At 61.6% G+C, this 19,661-nt stretch carries 16 protein-coding genes and 1 tRNA gene; 8 read left to right on the top strand and 9 right to left on the bottom strand.

What is annotated here, in order from left to right; genetic code table 11:
* Window positions 1-15: 15 nt before the first annotated feature.
* From ppx to C2U40_RS26540, 3 genes are all read right to left on the bottom strand, one after another.
* Entirely contained in the window at window positions 16-1,506 is a 1,491-nt protein-coding gene (gene ppx / locus C2U40_RS13465) for an exopolyphosphatase (RefSeq protein WP_065478294.1), read from the bottom strand.
* Window positions 1,496-3,565 (bottom strand): polyphosphate kinase 1, encoded by a 2,070-nt coding sequence (gene ppk1 / locus C2U40_RS13460; protein WP_016351316.1) that lies wholly within the window; start codon window positions 3,563-3,565, stop codon window positions 1,496-1,498. Before ppk1 ends, ppx begins: the two co-directional genes overlap by 11 nt.
* A 75-nt stretch (window positions 3,566-3,640) precedes the next feature.
* Window positions 3,641-4,153 (bottom strand): glycine cleavage system protein R, encoded by a 513-nt coding sequence (locus C2U40_RS26540; RefSeq protein WP_016351315.1) that lies wholly within the window; start codon window positions 4,151-4,153, stop codon window positions 3,641-3,643.
* Between the two features lie 211 nt (window positions 4,154-4,364).
* Between C2U40_RS26540 and C2U40_RS13450 the strand changes: the two genes are divergently transcribed.
* From C2U40_RS13450 to C2U40_RS13430, 5 genes are all read left to right on the top strand, one after another.
* On the top strand, window positions 4,365-5,237 hold the full coding sequence (locus C2U40_RS13450; RefSeq protein WP_181014862.1) for a DUF2726 domain-containing protein: 873 nt from the start codon (window positions 4,365-4,367) through the stop codon (window positions 5,235-5,237).
* Window positions 5,238-5,515: 278 nt separating this feature from the next.
* A complete protein-coding gene (locus C2U40_RS13445) occupies window positions 5,516-6,937 on the top strand; it encodes a sigma-54 dependent transcriptional regulator (protein WP_181014863.1) in 1,422 nt (473 codons plus the stop codon).
* 106 nt (window positions 6,938-7,043) lie between these two features.
* Entirely contained in the window at window positions 7,044-8,078 is a 1,035-nt protein-coding gene (locus C2U40_RS13440; protein WP_016351312.1) for a sensor histidine kinase, read from the top strand.
* Window positions 8,079-8,139: 61 nt separating this feature from the next.
* Window positions 8,140-9,483: a sigma-54-dependent transcriptional regulator gene (locus C2U40_RS13435; protein ID WP_011706626.1), complete on the top strand. Its 1,344-nt coding sequence runs from the start codon at window positions 8,140-8,142 to the stop codon at window positions 9,481-9,483.
* A 146-nt stretch (window positions 9,484-9,629) separates the two neighbouring features.
* On the top strand, window positions 9,630-10,391 hold the full coding sequence (locus C2U40_RS13430; RefSeq protein ID WP_016351311.1) for a Nif3-like dinuclear metal center hexameric protein: 762 nt from the start codon (window positions 9,630-9,632) through the stop codon (window positions 10,389-10,391).
* Window positions 10,392-10,508: 117 nt separating this feature from the next.
* On the opposite strand, the gene purN is transcribed toward C2U40_RS13430, so the two are convergent.
* Window positions 10,509-11,147, bottom strand: a complete 639-nt coding sequence (purN, locus tag C2U40_RS13425) for a phosphoribosylglycinamide formyltransferase (protein WP_181014864.1) — start codon at window positions 11,145-11,147, stop codon at window positions 10,509-10,511.
* 32 nt (window positions 11,148-11,179) lie between these two features.
* Entirely contained in the window at window positions 11,180-12,217 is a 1,038-nt protein-coding gene (purM, locus tag C2U40_RS13420) for a phosphoribosylformylglycinamidine cyclo-ligase (protein WP_016351309.1), read from the bottom strand.
* A 175-nt stretch (window positions 12,218-12,392) separates the two neighbouring features.
* Between purM and upp the strand changes: the two genes are divergently transcribed.
* The 3 genes from upp to hda all read left to right on the top strand — a co-directional run bounded on the left by upp (window position 12,393) and on the right by hda (window position 15,099).
* Entirely contained in the window at window positions 12,393-13,019 is a 627-nt protein-coding gene (gene upp, locus C2U40_RS13415) for a uracil phosphoribosyltransferase (RefSeq protein ID WP_005302745.1), read from the top strand.
* 143 nt (window positions 13,020-13,162) lie between these two features.
* Window positions 13,163-14,182, top strand: a complete 1,020-nt coding sequence (locus C2U40_RS13410) for a DUF2066 domain-containing protein (RefSeq protein WP_103828311.1) — start codon at window positions 13,163-13,165, stop codon at window positions 14,180-14,182.
* Window positions 14,183-14,397: 215 nt separating this feature from the next.
* Window positions 14,398-15,099 carry a DnaA inactivator Hda gene (gene hda / locus C2U40_RS13405; RefSeq protein WP_016351307.1) on the top strand — a complete coding sequence of 234 codons (702 nt, stop codon included), beginning with the start codon at window positions 14,398-14,400 and terminating at the stop codon, window positions 15,097-15,099.
* A 112-nt stretch (window positions 15,100-15,211) separates the two neighbouring features.
* On the opposite strand, the gene aceA is transcribed toward hda, so the two are convergent.
* From aceA to C2U40_RS13390, 4 genes are all read right to left on the bottom strand, one after another.
* The gene (aceA, locus tag C2U40_RS13400; protein WP_104467488.1) at window positions 15,212-16,525 is read right to left on the bottom strand and encodes an isocitrate lyase; all 1,314 of its coding nucleotides are present in this window, start codon (window positions 16,523-16,525) and stop codon (window positions 15,212-15,214) included.
* Between the two features lie 75 nt (window positions 16,526-16,600).
* A complete protein-coding gene (gene aceB, locus C2U40_RS13395; protein ID WP_103828312.1) occupies window positions 16,601-18,208 on the bottom strand; it encodes a malate synthase A in 1,608 nt (535 codons plus the stop codon).
* A gap of 716 nt (window positions 18,209-18,924) precedes the next feature.
* Window positions 18,925-19,071 (bottom strand): hypothetical protein, encoded by a 147-nt coding sequence (locus tag C2U40_RS26535; protein ID WP_181014865.1) that lies wholly within the window; start codon window positions 19,069-19,071, stop codon window positions 18,925-18,927.
* A gap of 287 nt (window positions 19,072-19,358) precedes the next feature.
* Window positions 19,359-19,435: transfer RNA gene (locus C2U40_RS13390), tRNA-Pro, on the bottom strand.
* Window positions 19,436-19,661: the final 226 nt, after the last annotated feature.

Raw genomic sequence — 19,661 nt, 5'->3', positions numbered from 1 at the left:
CTGGGTAGCTTTGTGTTAGCCGAGTTGGAACAGCAGTGGCCAGCCCTGTTCCTGACAGTAGCGGTGCTCCTTCTCCAGATTCTGCATCAGCAACTTGTTCTCATCGCACCAGTCCAGTGGCAGAGTGACCACCAGCTGATCGCCGGCGGCCTGCACATGCCAATCGGGCAGCAGGTTGTCCTGGCGCCTGTGGTGGGCGGCGACCGCGAGGCGCAGAATGCGGATGCAGCGCAGCACCGTCTGTTCGTCGTGGTTGGGCAGGGAAGGGAGCTCGGAGAGCTTGAGCCCCTTGCGGTGAAAGCGCACCAGCGCGGCCAGCAGGGCCTGATCGTCCTGGTTGAAGCCGGGCAGGTCGGTGTGCTGCAGGATGTAGGCGGAGTGGCGGTGAATGCCGCTGTAGTTGATGGCAAGACCGATCTCGTGCAGCCGCGCCGCCCAGCCGAGGATGGCGCGATAGGGCTCCTCCGGCATCTCCCAGGGGCCGCTGAGCAGATCGAACAGGGTCAGCACGCTCTGTTCGACCCGGCCAGCCTGACGCTTGTCTATGCGATAGTGAGTGGAGAGCGCCAGAGCGGTGCGTTCGCGAATGTCGTGGTGCTGCAGGCGCTCCTCGAACTCGTACAGCAGCCCTTCGCGCAGGGCGCCATCGGAATAGTCCATCCGCTCGATGGGCAGGGAGGTGAAGAGCCCGAGCAGGATGGCCACCGCGGCGGCAAATACCTCCTGACGCTCCTCGGTGAGGCCGGCCAGCTTGAGATCGCTGACTCGCTTGTGCCTGATCATCTCCTGTTTGAGCCGCTCCAGCCCGGCCAGGGTGATGGCGCCATCAGTCCACTCTTCCCCCTGCAACACATCGCGCACGGTGCGGATCGAGCCCGAGCTGCCGAGACAGCTCTGCCAGCCCAGCTTGCGGTACTGGTTGATGATGGGGGCGAGCTGGTGCTGGGCTTCCAGCACGGCATTGTTGAAGGCTTTTTCGCTCAGCTTGCCGTTGGCAAAGAAGCTCTGGGTGAAGCTGACGCACCCCATCTTGCGGCTGGTGAGCGCCTTGTGATCGAAGCCCTCGCCGATGATGAGCTCGGTGCTGCCGCCGCCGATGTCCACCACCAGTACCTGGCCTTCGATGTGCTGGGTATGGGCGACCCCCTGATAGATGAGGCGTGCCTCTTCCTGGCCGCTGATGATCTCGATGGGATGGTTGAGCACCTTGGCCGCCTCGCTCACGAACTCACGGGCGTTGCTGGCACGGCGCAGGGTATAGGTGCCGGCGATGCGGATCTGATCCGGCTTGATGTTGGTCAGCCGCTCGGCAAACAGGGCGAGGCAGTCGAGGCCCCGGGTCATGGCTTCGGCAGACATGCGGCGCTGGCCGTCCATCCCCTCTGCCAGCCGCACCCGTTCTTTTATCCGATCGACGATCTGCAGCCGTCCTTCGGTGAGGCGGGCGATGACCATGTGAAAGCTGTTCGAGCCGAGATCGACGGCGGCGTACAGGCTATTGTCCATTGTTTGACTCTATGCGTTTGAGGTAGTCGTAAATCGCGACCTGGGAACGGATCTTGCGGCGGTTGCCCCGCTTCACGTATTCGTTCTTCTGGTCGGCATCGATGACCCGCGCCTTGCAGGTGTCACTCAGTTGTAGCTCGAGAATGTCGAGGATGCGCTGCTTGAGCCGCTCGTCATAGATGGGGGTGCCCACCTCGATGCGGCCGTCGATGTTGCGGCTCATCCAGTCGGCGCTGGAGATATAGAGCTGGGGATTGCCCTTGTTGTGGAACACCATCACCCGCGGGTGCTCGAGGAAGCGGTCGATGATGCTGATCACCCTGATGTTGTCGCTGAGGCCCGGTACGCCCGGACGCAGGGCACACATGCCGCGGATGATCATCTGGATGGGCACCCCGGCCTGACCGGCGGCATAGAGTCGGTTGATGAGGTCTCTGTCCACCAGGTTGTTGATCTTGAGGGTGATGCCGCTGGGCTGGCCCGCCTTGGCGTTGGCCAGTTCGTTGTCGATGAGCCGGTAGAGCTGGCGGCGGCTGTTGATGGGGGAGACCAGCAGGTGGTTGAACTTGTAGCGCCGATAGGGGTATTCGATGTACTCGAACACCCCCTCCACCTCGGCGGTGATGTCCGGGTGGCGGGTCAGCAGGGAGAAATCGGTATAGATCTTCGCGGTCTTCTCGTTGAAGTTGCCGGTGCCGATGTGGGCGTAGCGCACCGCCTCACCCTGCTCGTGGCGGGTGATGAGGCAGAGCTTGGAGTGGATCTTGAGGCTCGGCACCCCGAACACCACCTTGACGCCGGCATCGGTCAGGATGTTGGCCCAGTCGATGTTGGCCGCCTCGTCGAAGCGGGCGCGCAGCTCCACCACCACGGTCACCTTCTTGCCGTTGTTGGCGGCGTCGATGAGGGAGTGGATGATCCGCGACTTCTTGGCCACCCGGTAGATATTGATGCGAATGGCGCTGACCGCCGGATCGAACGCCGCCTGGCGCACCAGCTCGGTGAAGTGGTGGAACTTGTGGTACGGGTAGTAGAGCAGTATGTCCTGCTTGGTGATGGCGTCGAAGGCGTTGACGAAGCCATCAAAATCGCGGCAATCCAGCGCCGGCAGCTTGGGGTTTTCCAGATAGTCCCGGCCCACGTTGGGAAAGCCGATGAAATCCTTGAAGTTGTGATAACGGCCGCCCGGCATGATGGCGTCGTAGGAGCTGATCTGCAGCTTGAGCTTCAAGAAGCTGATCATGGCCGCCGGCATCTCCCGCTCGTAGACGAAGCGCACCGGCATGGCGGTGAGTCGCTGCTTCAAGCCATCACTCATCTTGTCTACCAGGCTCAGGTCCAGCTGGTCGGAGAGATCGTATTCGGCATCCCGGGTCAGCTTGACCGCGTAGGCGGCTATCTCGTCGTAGTCGAAGAAACCCTTGAAGATCTCGTCGAGACAGAAGCGGATGACGTTGTCGAGGATGATGATCTGTTTCTTGCGACGGGTGCCCTCGGGTGGCAGCTGGAAGAAGCGGGGCAGATCGTCGGTCGGTACCTCCACCAGCGCGTACTGGATCACCTGGCCGTTCTTCTTCATCTCGATGGCCAGATAGGTGTACTCGTCTTTCAGGAACTTGACCGGGTTGACCTCTTTGTTGAGCAGGATCGGGATGATGTGGCGCAGCACCTTCTCCTTGAAGAAGACCCGCAGCCACTGCTGGATGGACTCGGAGAGCTGGTACTCGTTGACCAGGAAGATGTTGTGGCGGGCGAGCGCTATCAACAGCTCCTTGTAGGTGTTGTCGAACGCCTCGCCGAGCGCCATTACCTTCTGCTGGATGGCGCGCAGCAGCACCTTGGCCTCGTCGTCGCCGCCGTGCACTTCGTTGATCAGGATGCGGCGCTTGACGTCCGATACCCGCACTTTAAAGAACTCGTCCTGGTTGGAGGAGAAGATCCCAAGGAAGCGGACCCGCTCGATGAGCGGGACCGTCTTGTCCATTGCCTCTTGCAACACCCGTTCATTGAATGAGAGCCAACTCAGCTCCTTCTCTTCATACTGCTTGTCGGTGCTCATGTGATGCCTCTGTGGTCAGGTCGCGTCTGCGCGGCAGTTATGGCGTGGAAATATGACAGATTGATGACCATCCGCTCAGTCGATGATGGCCTGATCGATGTCGACCACCAGATCGTCCGACAGCGACTCCAGCGCGCTGATGAGATCCCCCAGTTCGAGTCGGGGCGGCAGCGCCACCAGGGCGTGGGCGTAGAAGAGCGGGGCGCCGGAGTGGGGGGCCGGTTCGCAGCCGGTGGTGAGGTCGGCCACGTTGATGTTGAGCTGACGCAGGATGCTGGCCACCTCGTGGACGATGCCGGCCCGGTCGTTGCCGGTGACACTGACCATCACCTGCCGTTCCGGCTCCTGGCTGAGCTGGCCTTCGGCGAAGCTGACTGTGAGGCCGGGCAGCATCACCAGCGCCTCGCACAGGCTGCGGTAGTGCTCGTCAGGCACGCTGACGTGCAGGATGCCGGCAAATTGTCCTGCCAGCTCGCTCATGGAGCTGGCCAGCCAGTTGCCCTGCTGGTGGGTGATGACGTCCGCCAGACTCTCGACGATACCGGGCTTGTCAGCGCCTATCACGGTCACGACCAATTGCTTTTGCATCCTGCTCTCCTTGGAAAATGAGTACTCAGTAGCATTGTGCCTGCTGTCACAGGCCATATGAAGCCCCGCCCACCGCAAATATGGCGAAAAAGCGCCGCCTAGAGGGGGTTGGCGCCATTTCTGCACTGCCTGCGCCCGCGGCACCGTGGTAGAGTGATGCCCCTGTTTTGTATTGTGAACCGGATAGCTCTTGTGAACGGGATGTGCGTGTATGAATAGCCTTGTCGTATCGGGATTGGTGTTGTTGGTGTTGCTGCTGCTGGCGATCTTCTGGAGCAGGGGCAAGAAGGGCAAGGCGCTGCCCTATGATCTGCAGGAGACTCTGTTCAGCCCCGCCGAGCGCTCCTTTCTCGGCGTGCTGGATCTGGCGGTCGGCGACCAGGCCCGGGTCTTTGCCAAGGTGCGGGTGGCCGATGTGCTGACGCCGGAGGCGGGCATGAGCAAGAGCAAGTGGCAGCAGGCGTTCAACAAGATCAGCGCCAAGCACGTGGACTATCTGCTCTGCCACCCCTCCGATCTCTCCTTCATCTGCGCCATCGAGCTCGATGACAGCTCCCATCGCCACCAGAAGCGCAAGGTGCGCGACAGTTTCCTCAAGGCCGCCTTTGACAGCGCCGGTCTGCCGCTGCTGCAGATCCCGGCAAGCAGCCATTATCAGGTCGAAGAGCTGCGCGAACAGATCCTGCCGCTGCTAAGCGCCCCCCGCCGAGCCCCGGATGAGGATCTGCTGCCAGGTGATCGCCGCGAGCCCACCTTCAGCCCCCTGCAGCTGGATCGGGTCGAGGTGGAAGAGCCTCGCCATGGCGGTCGTGCCCCGGCCGTGGCCCCCATCAAGGCGATCGTATCACCGCGCAGTGCGCCGCTGCCGGCGGCCGACGCCGAGCTGGTGGAGAATCTGTTTGCCGAGGTGGAGGATGAAGAAGACGACGAGTATCCCCATCAGGTGCCGCACTGTCCGCGCTGTGATGCGCCGCTGGTGGAACGGGAAGCCAAGAAGGGCCCCCATGCGGGCCGGCTGTTCCTGGCCTGCAGCCGCTTCCCTGAATGTCGCTACGCCGCCCCCCATACTCACGCCCGCCATTGATCCCCACCGCCTGTTTGCGGCCTGCTGCCGGCCGCAAACAGGCGCACCTGCTCGTGTTCCTGCCTCTCTTGTTTGCCCGCTGTCTGCCCACCGTACCCAAAAAAAGAGGCGACAAAATTTATCTTATTGCGCCGTTGGGTCGATAAACTTAGGTGAAATGCGACAAATTTTGACAATGCGTCGGAATTTTGGCACTTTGTGCATCCTGCATAAAGTGCGTGGTTTGACCACATAAGCACAATAAAACAATAAGTTACGTCGAGAATAGAGGGATGGATATGATGGCAATGGGAGTGTTGATTGTTGACGCCGATGCGCAGCGGCGCCAACAGTTGGGGACAGTTCTCTCGTTCATGGGGATCCCCTGGCAGGACGTTGCCGAGGGCGATCTGGATGTGGCCATCGAGTCATCCGGCCCATTGCAGGGGGTGCTGACCGGTTCCCTCAACGGCCGCCCGCTGGGCGAGCTGCTGACCGGATTCCCCCGGGTGCCTTTCCTGTCACTGGTGGAGGCCGACTTCCCCAACAGCAACTTCATCGGGGTGGCCGAGGCCCCCTTCACCTACGAATCCCTGACCCGCCATCTGCACTTTTGCCAGGCCTTCGTCTCCCTCCATCCTCGTCAGCAGACCCACGACAAGGGGCAGGCGCTGCTGCGGCTGCTGGTGGGCAAGGGCAAGGGGATCCAGGAGGTGCGTCGGCTCATCAGCCAGGTGGCAGAGACCGATGCCAACGTGCTGATCCTCGGCGAATCGGGTACCGGCAAGGAGGTGGTGGCCCGCGCCATCCATGAGCTGTCCGGCCGAAGCCAGGGCCCCTTCGTGCCCATCAACTGCGGTGCCATTCCGGCTGAGCTGCTGGAAAGCGAACTGTTCGGCCACGAGAAGGGGGCCTTCACCGGCGCCATCGCGGCCCGGCGCGGCCGCTTCGAGCTGGCACAGGGGGGCACCCTGTTTCTCGACGAGATCGGCGACATGCCGCTGCCGATGCAGGTCAAACTGCTGCGGGTGCTGCAGGAGCGGTTGTTTGATCGGGTTGGCGGCGGCAAGCCCATCCAGGCGGATGTGCGCATCATCGCGGCCACCCACCGGGATCTGGAAGCCATGATCCGTACCCAGGGTTTTCGCGAAGATCTCTACTATCGCCTCAATGTCTTCCCCATCGAGACCCCACCACTGCGGGATCGGGCCGACGACATCCCGCTGCTGCTGCAGGAGCTGCTCAATCGCCATGCCGAGCTGCATCAGGGGATGATCCGCCTGACCCAGCGCGCCATGGAGTCCCTGATGCAGTACCCCTGGCCCGGCAACGTGCGCGAGCTCTCCAACCTGCTGGAGCGGCTGCTCATCCTCTACCCGCAGCAGATCGTCGACGTGGCTGACTTGCCGAGCCGCTACCGGTTGCTGCCGTGCGAGCCGCGGGACGAGCGGCTGACCGAGATGGACGAGCGCGATGCACTGGCCGCGGTGTTCCAGGATCCGCCCGAGCTGGATCTGCCCGCCAGCCACACCCGCGCCATGCAGCTGCCGGAAGAGGGGGTCAACCTCAAGGAGATGCTGGCCGACCTCGAGGTGGAGCTGATCCGCCAGGCGCTGGAGTCCCAGGACGGGGTGGTGGCCCGCGCTGCCGACCTGCTCGGCATGCGCCGTACCACCCTGGTGGAGAAGATGAAAAAATACGGGATGAGCAAGGAAGCATAAGGGTCAAAGCCTTGACGCCTAGCTTCAAGGCTTTGATTTTATATGTGAATTTTAGTGGCATGGAAATTGAATAAGCTGACTCAGTCGCCAGTTTGAGGTCAGCTTTATGACAGCCCAGCCGCAGGATACCCCGCTCCAGTCTCACGAGGTGAGCCAGCTTTACGCCATCTTCACGGCGCTGCCCACCGGTGTTTTGCTGCTCGACGGCGAGGGCCGGATCACCCGCGCCAACCCGGCCGCCAAGGCGCTGCTGGGGGAGCCGCTGGAAGGCCAGGCCTGGCGCCAGATCATCGACCGCTGTTTCCAGCCCCGCGAGGATGATGGCCACGAGATTTCCCTGCGCGATGGGCGTAGGGTTCAGCTCTCGACCCAGCCGCTGCCGGATCAGCCGGGCCAGCTGGTGTTCATCAACGATCTGACCGAAACCCGCCAGCTGCAAGATCGCATCAACCACATGAAGCGGTTGTCCGCCCTTGGCAACATGGCCGCCTCGCTGGCCCACCAGATCCGCACGCCGCTCTCCGCCGCCATGCTCTATGCGGCCAACCTGGCCAACCGCACCCTCAAACCCGAATCCCGCAGCCAGTTCCAGCAAAAGCTGATGGCACGTCTGCAGGATCTCGAAAAGCAGATCAGCGACATCCTGCTGTTTGCCCGCAACGGCGACAACCAGGTGGTGACCCCGACGTCGGTGCAGGGGTTGCTGGCCGAGGTGCAGGCCGGCGCCGAGGCGTTTTGCAGCCAGCAGGGCTGTGAGCTGCACATGGAGGCGCCGGAGCCCGATCTCTGCCTGCTGGCCAACAGCAGCGCATTGGCGGGTGCGGTCAACAACCTCATCGCCAATGCCCAGCAGGCCGGCGCCACGTCGCTTCTGGTGAGCGCCGTGCGCAGCGGCCCCCGGGTGGAGCTGCGCATTCTCGACAACGGCAAGGGGATGCCCGCTCACCTGCTGAGCCAGATTTTCGAACCCTTCTTCACCACCCGCTCCCAGGGCACCGGCCTTGGGCTGGCGGTGGTGCAATCCGTGGTCCGTGCCCATCAGGGCGAGGTCAGTGTGGCCTCGGTACCCGGCGAGGGAACCTGTTTTACCCTGTCGTTCCCCCTGCACCAGCAAGCGGTGCAGCTGGGGGGTGTAGCATGAGCGTCAGGCTCGTGGAAATGAATATTGCAGCGGCCAGGTTGGCTGTGGTGGGAGGTGTAGCATGACTCAGGCCCGGATCCTGGTAGTGGAAGATGACAATGGCCTGCGCGAAGCGCTGGTGGATACCCTGTTGCTCGGCGGCTATGAGTGCCGCGAGGTGGACAGTGGCGAGCGGGCTTTGCTGGCCCTGTCGCGCCAGAGTTTCGACATGGTGATCTCGGATATCCAGATGGGGGGCATGGATGGCCTGACCCTGCTGGCCAACATTCGTCAGCAATATCCCCAGGTGCCGGTGCTCTTGATGACCGCCTACGCCAACATCGACGGTGCGGTGCGCGCCATGCGAGAAGGCGCCATCGATTACCTGGCCAAGCCCTTCTCGCCCGAGGTGCTGCTCAATCAGGTCAGCCGCTATGTGCCGGCCCAGAAGGTGGAGAAGCGGGCCGTGGTCTATGGCGATCCCAAGACCGCCGAGCTGTTCCAGCTGGCGACCCGGGTGGCCAGAAGCGAGGCCACCGTGATGGTGACCGGTCCGAGCGGGACGGGCAAAGAGGTGCTGGCCCGCTACATCCACGACAACTCCAGCCGCGCCGAGCAGACGTTCGTCGCCATCAACTGCGCCGCCATTCCGGAAAACATGCTGGAGGCGACCCTGTTCGGCTATGAGAAGGGGGCCTTTACCGGCGCGGTACAGGGCTGCCCCGGCAAGTTCGAGCAGGCCCAGGGTGGCACTTTGCTGCTCGACGAGATCACCGAGATGGATCTGGGGCTGCAGGCCAAGCTGCTGCGGGTGCTGCAGGAGAAAGAGGTGGAGCGGCTTGGCAGCCGCAAGATGATCCCGCTCGACGTGCGGGTCATCGCCACCAGCAACCGGGATCTGAAAAAAGCGGTGCAGGACGGCCTGTTTCGCGAGGATCTCTACTACCGCCTCAATGTCTTCCCGCTGCGCTGGACGGCGCTGTGGGAGCGTCCTGGTGACATACTGCCGCTGGCGGAGCACCTGCTGGCGCTGCATGCCGGTCAGCAGGGACTGCCGACGCCGCAGCTCACAGAACCCGCTCGCGAGCGGCTGCTGGCTCACCCCTGGCCCGGCAACGTGCGCGAGCTCGACAACGTGGTGCAGCGGGCCCTGATTCTGAGCCCCGACGGCCTCATCGGCTGCGAGCACCTCATCCTGGAAGAGGTAGAGGAAGAAGAGATCCGCCTTGTCGGCAGTGAGCGCAGCAGCGGCAGCGAACACCTGGGCAGCGAGCTCAAGCAGCAGGAGCACCAGATCATTCTCGACACCCTGCAGGATTGCAACGGCAGCCGCAAGGCGGTGGCCGACCGGCTCGGCATCAGCCCGCGCACCCTGCGCTACAAGCTGGCCCAGATGCGCGAGGCGGGGATCGACCTGCCAGCCTGAAGCCATTCCAGGCCCTGCCATGGGCAGCAGTGCGGGAGGCATCATGGTCTTGGCGGCCGGCCTCGATTATCATGGGGCCTCGGCGTTATGAGCCCGATTCCTGTCTGCATCGCAGCACAGGGTCGGCGCCTTTATAAGGGACCCCTATGATCTCTCATCGAAAACTCGAAACCGTACTCAACCATCTGCTCGAACCGCATGCCATCAAGGATTACTGCCCCAATGGCCTGCAGGTGGAGGGGCGTGAGCGCATTCGCAAGGTGGTGACCGGCGTCACCGCCAGCCAGGCCCTGATCGATGCGGCCGTGGCCGCCGATGCTGACGCCATCCTGGTTCATCACGGCTACTTCTGGAGTGGTGAACCGGCCCAGATCACCGGCATGAAACAGCGCCGCATCAAGACCCTCTTGACCCACGACATCAACCTGTTTGCCTACCACCTGCCGCTGGACGTGCATCCCGAGGTGGGCAACAACGCCCAGCTCGCCAAGCTGCTCGACATCAAGGTGCGTCGTGGCCTCGAGCCCTGGAACAGCAAGAGCGTCGCCATGGTGGGCAAGCTGGAAGAGCCCATGAGCGGGTCTGACTTTGCCAAGCTCATTGCCGAGCGGCTCGGCCGTGAGCCGCTTCATTGTGGCGACAGCGGCCCCGAGCTTATCCGCTCGGTGGCCTGGTGCACCGGCGGCGGCCAGAGCTACATCAATCTGGCGGCGGAGCAGGGCATCGATGCCTTCATCTCCGGCGAAGCCTCCGAGCAGACCATCCACACCGCCCGCGAGATGGGCATGCACTTCTACGCCGCCGGCCACCATGCCACCGAGCGTTACGGTGTCAAGGCGCTGGGGGAGTGGCTGGCGACGGTGCACGGGTTGGATGTGACCTTTATCGATATCGACAATCCGGTGTAGGTTTGATTAGCCGCATAGCGGCGTAATCGGACGTGATGACAGCAAGTGCGCTGGTAGATAGAAATGACAAGGGAGGCCTGGGCCTCCCTTGTTGCATTTTATTACTGCGGTTAGCGGTTACTCGCTGGCATAGCCTGCCGGGCCAAGCTGCTTGCCATCGAGCAAGGCAGACCCTGCTCGCATCTGCAAGCGCCCTTCACAGAACCACTGCACCACCAGCGGGTAGATGCTGTGCTCCTGCACCTGTACCCGGGCTGCCACCTCATCGGCCTCATCCCCTTCGAAGATGGGGACGCGGGCCTGCAGGATCACCGGGCCGCCATCCAGCTCTTCGGTGACGAAGTGGACGCTGGCGCCATGCTCGCTATCACCAGCATCAATAGCGCGCTGGTGGGTGTGCAGCCCCTGGTACTTGGGCAGCAGGGAGGGGTGGATGTTGATCATCCGCCCGGCAAAATGCCTCACCAGGTCGGCACTCAGGATCCGCATAAACCCGGCCAGCACCACCAGATCGGGCTGATAGTCCGCCATCAGCGCCAGCAGGGCCGCGTCATACTCCTCCCGGCTGGCAAACTGCTGCTGGGCGAGGATGGCGGTGGCCACCCCCGCCTCTTTGGCACGCACCAGACCATAGGCATCGGCCTTGTTGCTGATGACGCCGACCACCTCACCGGCAATCTTGCCGCCGGCACAGCCGTCGAGGATGGTCTGCAGGTTGCTGCCGTTGCCGGAGATCAGCACCAGGATGCGTTTCATGGGGGAGGTCATTTGGCTGTTGATCCGGTCATTCATTGAATGATGACCTGCTCCTCACCATCGGCCGCCTTGGCGATATGGCCGATATGCCAGGCGTTCTCGCCTTCGGCCTTGAGCAGGGTCAGCGCTTTTTCCAGCTGATCCGCCGGCAGGGCGATGATCATGCCAACGCCGCAGTTGAAGGTGCGGTACATCTCGTGGCGGGTGACGTTGCCGGCCTGCTGCAGCCAGCTGAACACCGCCGGCCACTGCCAGCTCTGCTCGTCGATCACCGCCTGGGTGTTGGCGGGCAGCACGCGCGGGATGTTCTCCCAGAAGCCACCACCGGTGATGTGGGACAGGGCGTGGATCTCGCACTCCTTGATGAGCTTGAGCACGGGTTTCACGTAGATGCGGGTCGGCTCCAGCAGGGCGTTGGCCAGGGTGGTGTCACCCAGCGGCTGCTGCACGTCGGCCTTGGAGACTTCCAGGATCTTGCGTACCAGCGAGAAGCCGTTGGAGTGGGGGCCGCTGGCGGCCAGGGCGATCAGGGCATCCCCTTCGCCGACCTTGCTGCCGTCGATGATCTCGCTCTTCTCCACCACACCGACGCAGAAACCGGCGATGTCGTAGTCTTCCCCTTCATACATGCCCGGCATCTCGGCGGTTTCGCCGCCCACCAGGGCGCAACCGGACTGCTCGCAGCCGGCACCGATGCCGGTGACCACGGCCGCGGCGGTGTCGACGTCCAGCTTGCCGGTGGCATAGTAGTCGAGGAAGAAGAGGGGCTCAGCGCCCTGCACTATCAGGTCATTGACGCACATAGCCACCAGATCGATGCCGACGGTGTCGTGCTTCTTCAGGTCGATGGCGAGGCGCAGCTTGGTGCCCACCCCGTCGGTGCCGGAGACCAGCACCGGCTCCTTGTAGCCCGCAGGGATTTGACACAAGGCCCCAAAGCCGCCAAGACCACCAAGGACTTCAGGACGACGAGTGCGCTTTGACACGCCCTTGATACGTTCAACCAGTGCATTGCCGGCATCGATATCCACGCCAGCATCCTTGTAGCTCAGTGAGGTTTTGTCAGTCACGCGTATTCCCCGTCATATAAAGAAGTGGAGGGTAAAATTCGGGGCGTATTCTAACAGTGGCGGTGAAAAACCAGAAAGGAAATCGTTTGCGCGTTTTTGCGCGGAAATGCTCTACAAGCGGCGGCTTTTGTTGTATGATTCCGCGATTTTTTTGCGGCAGTTAGAGGAGATAATAATGAAAGTCGTTGAAGTCAAACACCCCCTGGTCAAGCACAAGATCGGTCTGATGCGTGAAGGCGATATCAGCACCAAGCGTTTCCGTGAACTGGCCAAGGAAGTGGGCAGTTTGTTGACCTACGAAGCGACCTCTGACTTCGAAACCGAGAAGGTTACCATCGATGGCTGGAATGGGCCAGTGGAAGTTGACCAGATCAAGGGCAAGAAGGTCACCGTGGTGCCTATCCTGCGTGCTGGTCTTGGCATGATGGATGGCGTGCTGGAGCACATGCCGAGCGCCCGCGTCAGCGTGGTCGGTATCTACCGCGACGAAGAGACCCTGCAGCCGGTTCCCTACTTCGAGAAGATCGTCAGCAACATCGAAGAGCGTCTGGCGCTGGTCATCGACCCCATGCTGGCCACCGGCGGCTCCATGATCGCCACCATCGACCTGCTCAAGAAGAAGGGCTGCCAGTCCATCAAGGTGCTGGTGCTGGTTGCCGCGCCGGAAGGCATCAAGGCGCTGGAAGCCGCTCACCCGGACGTGGAGCTGTTCTGTGCCTCCATCGACCAGGGTCTGAACGAGAAAGGCTACATTGTCCCGGGTCTGGGCGACGCCGGCGACAAGATCTTCGGCACCAAGTAAGCCTCGATCGCCTCATCGCGCGCCAGCTGGCGCGCAAACGGAGCCGGCATCCCGCCGGCTCCGCTGTTTCTCCCGCCCCGGCTTGCTGCCATGCGCGCCTTGCCGCTACCATAAGCACCATCTCCCATTTCGAGACTCCTCTCATGCTCAAACGTGTTGTGACCGCCCTCTGCTGCGGCTTGTCATTCATGGTGTCGGCCGCCCAGGTGACCGATCTCTATCAGGGCAAGGCGCCCACCAGCGGCGACATGGCGGCGGCTCAGTCCCAGGCCCTGGGCGAGGTGCTGATCAAGGTGACCGGCAAGCGCGACATCCTCACTCAGCCGGCAGTGGTCAAGGCACTGACGGCCCCCGGCGAATTCGTGCAGCACTACGGTTATCAGGACGTGGGGCCGGTAAAGTTTCTCAAGGCCGATTTCGACGTGGCCAAGGTCAATGCCCTGGTGGCCGAGAGCAAGTTCGCCCTGCTGGGGCCGGCTCGGCCACAAGTGGCCATCTGGCTGGTGATCAATGAAGGGGAGCGGCGCATTCTGCCGGATCAGTCCAGCGATGGCTGGGCTGCCGCCTTGCGTACCCAGGCCCAGGCCATGGGGCTGCCGGTCAGCATTCCGCTGATGGACTTGGACGACAACATGGCGGTCAACGCCACCGACGTCTGGGGCCGCTTCGCCGACCCCATCCTCAAGGCGAGCCAGCGTTATGGCGCCGAGATGGTGGTGCTGGGCAAGCTGACCCCTGAAGGCGACAAGTGGAGCATCGACTGGGGACTCTACGGCCCCAAAGCGGGCGGTGAGCTGAGCGAACTGACCAAGGGCGAGGGCTCCGGCACCCAGGCCAAGGTGGCGCAGACGTTCGCCGATGCCCTGGCAGGTTGGCTGGTGCAGAACTACGGGGCACGCATCTCGGGTGTCGCCTCCAACCAGACACTGGTGGTGGAGGGGTTGTCCGGCATCGACGGCATGATCACGGTGCAGAAGATGTTGCAGGGGATGGCCAGCGTGACCAAGGTGGAGATTGGCAAACTGGAGGGGGACAAGGTGACCTTCAACCTGAGCCTGCAAGGGGACAAGGCCGAGCTCATCCGCGGGCTGCAGCTGGAGAGCCGGCTGCACCAGCTGGCGGATACCCCAGAGGGGCTGAGCTATCAATGGTCGCAGCCCTGATCCTGGCGAGGATCCTGACCGGCTGGCCGGGCACAACCAGCGTGGGCCCAGGGTGCGGTTTTTCGCGCCGGCCAAGGAGTAGCCGCTTTCGTTAGCAATGGTCGCAGCCTGGATCCTTTATGAGGATCCACACCGCCCGGCATCGTCCGGGCGGTTCTCTATCCGCCTTGGCGATGATACACTTGCCCGCAAATGTCACAGTCAAAGCCCAACGAGTGAAGCAACCGGCCCAACTGTCTTTAGCCGTACAACTACCGGATGATGAAACCTTCGTCAGTTTTTATCCCGGCAACAATGCTCATCTGATCACCGCCCTCAAAAATGCGGCCATTGGTCAGGGCTCACCTTTCCTCTATTTCTGGGGGGCCAAGGGATCGGGCCGCTCCCACCTGCTGCACGCCACCTGCGCCGAGGTCAATGCCCGCGACGCCGCAGCCGCTTATCTCTCCCTCGATCAGTTCGAACAGCTGGATCCCAGCATGCTCGACGCCCTCGAAAGCCTGCCGCTGGTCTGCCTCGACAGCCTGGAGGCGATCGCCGGCAATGCGCTGTGGGAGCGGGCCCTGTTCGATTTTTACAACCGCTGGCAGGAGAAGGGCGAGGGTACCCTGGTGGTGACCGGTTGCAGCGCGCCGCGCAAACTGGGGCTGCAACTGCCGGATCTCGCTTCCCGGCTGGACTGGGGAGTGAGCTTCCACCTCGACGAGCTGGACGATGAAGGCAAGCTCAGTGCCCTGCAGCTGCGTGCCGAGCTGCGGGGCTTCAAACTGCCCATCGACGTGGGCCGCTTCCTGCTCAACCGCCTCTCGCGCGACATGCGCACCCTGCTCACCACTCTCAATCAGCTCGACAACGCCTCCTTTCGCGCCAAGCGCAAGCTGACCATCCCCTTTGTCAAAGAGATCCTCGAGCTCTGAGCCCTTCGGGTGTGCTTGAGCGCGAGCGGCGCCGAGGCAATGAATAAAAAGAAACCCCGGCCAGTGGCCGGGGTTTTGCTATCTCAAGGACTCTCCCAAAGAGTTCCGCCTATCAGTGGAACTGATCTTCTTCGGTCGAGCCGGTCAGCGCGGTCACCGAGGATTGGCCGCCCTGAATGACAGTGGTCACCTTGTCGAAGTAACCGGTCCCCACTTCCTGCTGGTGTGCCACGAAGGTGTAGCCCCGCTCGGCAGCGGCGAACTCAGGTTGCTGCACCATCTCGACATAGTGCTTCATCCCTTCACCACGGGCGTACTGGTAGGCCAGCTCGTACATGTGGAACCACATGTTGTGGATGCCCGCCAGGGTGATGAACTGGTACTTGTAGCCCATGTCTGACAGCTCCTGCTGGAAGCGGGCGATGGTGGCATCGTCCAGGTTCTTCTTCCAGTTGAAGCTCGGCGAGCAGTTGTAGGCCAGGATCTTGTCCGGGTACTGGGCCTTGATGGCTTCGGCAAACTTGCGCGCCTCGTCCAGATCCGGCTTGGCGGTTTCGCACCACACCATGTCGGCGTAAGGGGCATAAGCCAGACCGCGGGAGATGGCCTGTTCGATACCGGCCTGCACCTTGTAGAAGCCTTCTGAGGTGCGCTCACCGGTCAGGAAGCCGGCATCGTACGGGTCGGCGTCCGTGGTCAGCAGGTCGGCGGCGTTGGCGTCGGTACGGGCGATCACCAGGGTGGTGGTGCCGCAGACGTCGGCTGCCAGACGGGCCGCGATGAGCTTCTGCACCGCTTCCTGGCTCGGTACCAGTACCTTGCCGCCCATGTGGCCGCATTTTTTCACTGATGCCAGCTGATCTTCGAAGTGCACGCCGGCGGCGCCCGCTTCAATCATCCCCTTCATCAGCTCGAAGGCGTTCAGCACGCCGCCGAAACCGGCTTCGGCATCCGCCACGATAGGCAGGAAGTAGTCGATGAAGCCCTTGTCCTGCGGGCCCACCTTGTTGGCCCACTGGATCTGGTCGGCACGGGCGAAGGAGTTGTTGATGCGCTCCACCACCGACGGCACCGAGTTGGCCGGGTAGAGGGACTGATCCGGATACATGGTGGAGGAGAGGTTGTTGTCCGCCGCCACCTGCCAGCCGGAGAGGTAAATGGCCTCAATGCCCGCCTTGGCCTGTTGCACCGCCTGACCGCCGGTCAGGGCGCCGAGGCAGTTTACATAGCCTTTCTTGGCGCCGCCGTGGATCAGTTCCCACAGCTTGTCGGCACCGCGCTGGGCCAGGGTGTGCACCGGTTGCAGGCTGCCACGCAGGTTTACCACGTCTTCGGCGCTGTAGCCGCGCTTGATCCCTTTCCAGCGGGGGTTTTCCGCCCAGTCTTTCTCGATAGCCTGGATCTGTTGCTCACAGGTCAGTGCCATATCAGTTCCCTCTTTCATTGATTTCACGTTTCCATTGACTTGTTATTGGCGAGCCCCGCTGGGGAGGCCCGTAGTTCAGAGCCGCTCGTAACCGGGCAGCGTCAGAAAATCGATCAGCGTATCGGCGCAGGTGATCTGTTCCATCAGCTCGCTCGCCTCGGCGAAGCGGCCTGCCTGCCAACGCTCGGCCCCCACTTCGGCTTTGACCACCTCCTGCTCCTCGGCCAGCATCTGGCGGAACAGATCCTTGGTCACCACCTTGCCGTTCGACAGGCTCTTGCCGTGGCGGATCCATTGCCAGATGGAGGTGCGGGAGATCTCGGCGGTGGCGGCGTCTTCCATCAGACCGTAGATGGGCACGCAGCCGTTGCCGTTGATCCAGGCTTCCAGGTATTGCAGCGCCACCCGGATGTTGGTGCGCATGCCTGCCTCGGTGCGCTCGCCCTCGCAGGGGGCCAGCAGCTCGGCGGCCGTGATGGGGGCATCCTGCTCGCGCAGCACGCCGATCTGGTTGCTGGCGCCAGCCGGGATGACGGCGTTGAACACCGCCATGGCGGTATCGGCGAGGCCGGGGTGGGCCACCCAGGTACCGTCGTGGCCGTTGTTGGCTTCACGCTCTTTATCCGCCTTCACCTTGGCAAATACCTGTTCATTCACGGCAGGATCTTTCGCCGGGATGAAGGCCGCCATGCCACCCATGGCCAGCGCGCCGCGCTTGTGGCAGGTCTTGATCAGCAGCCGCGAATAGGCGGACAGGAAGGGTTTGTCCATGGTCACTACCTGACGGTCCGGCAGGACGCGATCAGGGTGGTTCTTCAAGGTCTTGATGTAGCTGAAGATGTAATCCCAGCGGCCGCAGTTGAGAGCGACGATGTGATCCTTCATCTGATAGAGCAGCTCATCCATCTCGAACACCGCTGGCAGGGTTTCGATGAGTACGGTGGCCTTGATGGTGCCGCGGGGCAGGCCGAACTTGTCCTCGGTCCAGGCGAACACTTCGCTCCACCAGCGCCCTTCCAGATGGCTCTGCAGCTTGGGTACGTAGAAGTAGGGGCCGGAGCCCTTGGCCAGCAGCGCCTGATAGTTGTGCAGGAAGTAGAGAGCGAAGTCGAAAAGGCCGCCGGGAATGGGAGCTCCATCGAAGGTGACATGTTTTTCCGGCAGATGCAGACCGCGCACCCGGCAGATGAGTACGGCCGGATCGGCGTTCAGGGTGTAGGCCTTCCCTTCCGGGCTGGTGTAGGAGACGGTGCCGTTGACCGCATCACGCAGGTTGATCTGACCCTCGATCACCTTGTTCCAAGCCGGTGCCAGCGAATCCTCGAAGTCCGCCATGAATACCTTGACGTTGGCGTTGAGGGCGTTGATCACCATCTTGCGCTCGACCGGGCCGGTGATCTCCACGCGGCGATCTTGCAGGTCGGCGGGAATACCGCGCACCGTCCAGTCTCCGGCGCGGATGTGGGCGGTTTCAGGCAGAAAATCGGGCAGCTCGCCGCCGTCGATGCGGGCCTGGCGCGCCACACGTTGTTTCAACAATTCGTCCCGTTGGGGAGCAAAGCGTTCCACCAGTTCGGATACCAGGGCCACCGCATCCGGCGTCAGAATTTGCGCGTAATCGGGATGCGTCTCGCCCTGGATGTGCAGACGAGCGCTGCAGTGGGTCTGGGCCGGTGCCGACATAGGGTTCACTCCTTTGAGAATTACATTTTGAACTAATTAACTACGACTAAAGTCGATCCCTGTTTTTTCAAACTTCCCGTAACAACGGGGTAACACGATTCATAAGGTGCGAAATATTGCTCTATTCGTCAACAATTTTTTTAAAACGCACGTTTTGGTCATGATGTTAAGTTGATGTTTATAAACAATTTATGTAGTTAGCGTAAAAACTCTATGCAGATGGTTATGCTCTTGTTTTTCATCCCCTGCCGGTGGCGGATGATGAGTGGAGATAGGGACACGGGGGTGTAAGTTATTACGTAATAAAATTACAAATGCAAAAACAAATCCCGACCTAACTCCAAGCTTCTAAAAAACACATGTATGAAATGAAAGATGTAAACCCAGCAGGCATGTAACTCCTGCTGGTGTTAAGGAGAGAACGTTTGTTTAAAACAATCCAGGCTAAAAGGGGTCGAATGGGATCTGGTCGGCAGAAGAGGAGAAAGTGAGGCGCAATAACGTAGGTTTGTATCACTTGGGTGGATGAGGTGCCTGGGGGCGGGGAGGGGAGGTAGCAGTGGATATGACTGCTTTTTTTTAGTTATGTAGCATTTTGTTGTTATTTGTATCAGCGGGCCATCCTGGCCCTCAAAGGAGGTAAAACGGGGCGCCATTTCCAGTGCCACTGCCATTTTCTCCCGGTAGTTCAAGAGCGGCATGTCTGCGCCGTCGGCTCAGTAATCATCCTCCGGGGCCGCCAGATCGACGACATCGAGCCGCACGACCGGGCCGTGTTCGGTGGCATACTGATTGGTTGCCGACTCGGTGGCCGGTTGGGGCAGGGGGGCGTACTCGGGCTGTGTGTCAACTGCTTTGGTCATGGGTGCTTGCCTCATTGATTGCAAGCCGGTCGGTGACTCCATCACCCGCGCTCCCACCTCCCTGTTTGAACTGCCGGCGGAAAAGTTGCGTATCCTAGCGGGACTCTTGAAAGGTTTCAAGCGGTTCTGAATGAAATTTGTACCACAACTGTGTGGTGACTCTGCGACAGGTTCACCCAGGAAGAGCATTCAGACGGTCTGCTGATGCGCTGCGACAGTTGCGGCAGGAATATTAAAGCAGGCAAAAAAATAGCCCAGTCGCGAGACTAGGCTATTTTCGGGGAAATTGGTCGGTGTGAGAGGATTCGAACCTCCGACCCTCTACACCCCATGCAGATGCGCTACCTGGCTGCGCTACACACCGACGAGGTCAGTTCGAGCTGACGGAGGGAAGTCTAATGATCTGAGCAAATGGGTGCAACTCCTTTTTTATCAGGGAGATGCTGACTGCTTCTTTATTGTGCAGGCAAGATGCGACTTGGGGCTGTGGCGCAGATTTGGCATAATCGCCGCCCCGTATTGCTGGGGATCTCGCCATCATGCTGCTTGGCGGCGTTACCCGGTTGCGGGCAATGGTCGGCCGGCAATCA

Source organism: Aeromonas sp. ASNIH4 (assembly GCF_002934425.1).
Taxonomy (GTDB): domain Bacteria; phylum Pseudomonadota; class Gammaproteobacteria; order Enterobacterales; family Aeromonadaceae; genus Aeromonas; species Aeromonas hydrophila.
The sequence above is the reverse complement of the archived record's forward strand: the minus strand, read 5'-3'. Positions and strand labels throughout refer to the sequence as shown.

What these genes read in the sequence shown, in the direction of transcription:
- ppx (WP_065478294.1), bottom strand. Translation starts at nt 1,506, where the DNA reads ATGGACAATAGCCTGTACGCCGCCGTCGATCTCGGCTCGAACAGCTTT.
- ppk1 (WP_016351316.1), bottom strand. Translation starts at nt 3,565, where the DNA reads ATGAGCACCGACAAGCAGTATGAAGAGAAGGAGCTGAGTTGGCTCTCA.
- C2U40_RS26540 (WP_016351315.1), bottom strand. Translation starts at nt 4,153, where the DNA reads ATGCAAAAGCAATTGGTCGTGACCGTGATAGGCGCTGACAAGCCCGGT.
- C2U40_RS13450 (WP_181014862.1), top strand. Translation starts at nt 4,365, where the DNA reads ATGAATAGCCTTGTCGTATCGGGATTGGTGTTGTTGGTGTTGCTGCTG.
- C2U40_RS13445 (WP_181014863.1), top strand. Translation starts at nt 5,516, where the DNA reads ATGATGGCAATGGGAGTGTTGATTGTTGACGCCGATGCGCAGCGGCGC.
- C2U40_RS13440 (WP_016351312.1), top strand. Translation starts at nt 7,044, where the DNA reads ATGACAGCCCAGCCGCAGGATACCCCGCTCCAGTCTCACGAGGTGAGC.
- C2U40_RS13435 (WP_011706626.1), top strand. Translation starts at nt 8,140, where the DNA reads ATGACTCAGGCCCGGATCCTGGTAGTGGAAGATGACAATGGCCTGCGC.
- C2U40_RS13430 (WP_016351311.1), top strand. Translation starts at nt 9,630, where the DNA reads ATGATCTCTCATCGAAAACTCGAAACCGTACTCAACCATCTGCTCGAA.
- purN (WP_181014864.1), bottom strand. Translation starts at nt 11,147, where the DNA reads ATGAAACGCATCCTGGTGCTGATCTCCGGCAACGGCAGCAACCTGCAG.
- upp (WP_005302745.1), top strand. Translation starts at nt 12,393, where the DNA reads ATGAAAGTCGTTGAAGTCAAACACCCCCTGGTCAAGCACAAGATCGGT.
- C2U40_RS13410 (WP_103828311.1), top strand. Translation starts at nt 13,163, where the DNA reads ATGCTCAAACGTGTTGTGACCGCCCTCTGCTGCGGCTTGTCATTCATG.
- aceA (WP_104467488.1), bottom strand. Translation starts at nt 16,525, where the DNA reads ATGGCACTGACCTGTGAGCAACAGATCCAGGCTATCGAGAAAGACTGG.
- aceB (WP_103828312.1), bottom strand. Translation starts at nt 18,208, where the DNA reads ATGTCGGCACCGGCCCAGACCCACTGCAGCGCTCGTCTGCACATCCAG.
- C2U40_RS26535 (WP_181014865.1), bottom strand. Translation starts at nt 19,071, where the DNA reads ATGACCAAAGCAGTTGACACACAGCCCGAGTACGCCCCCCTGCCCCAA.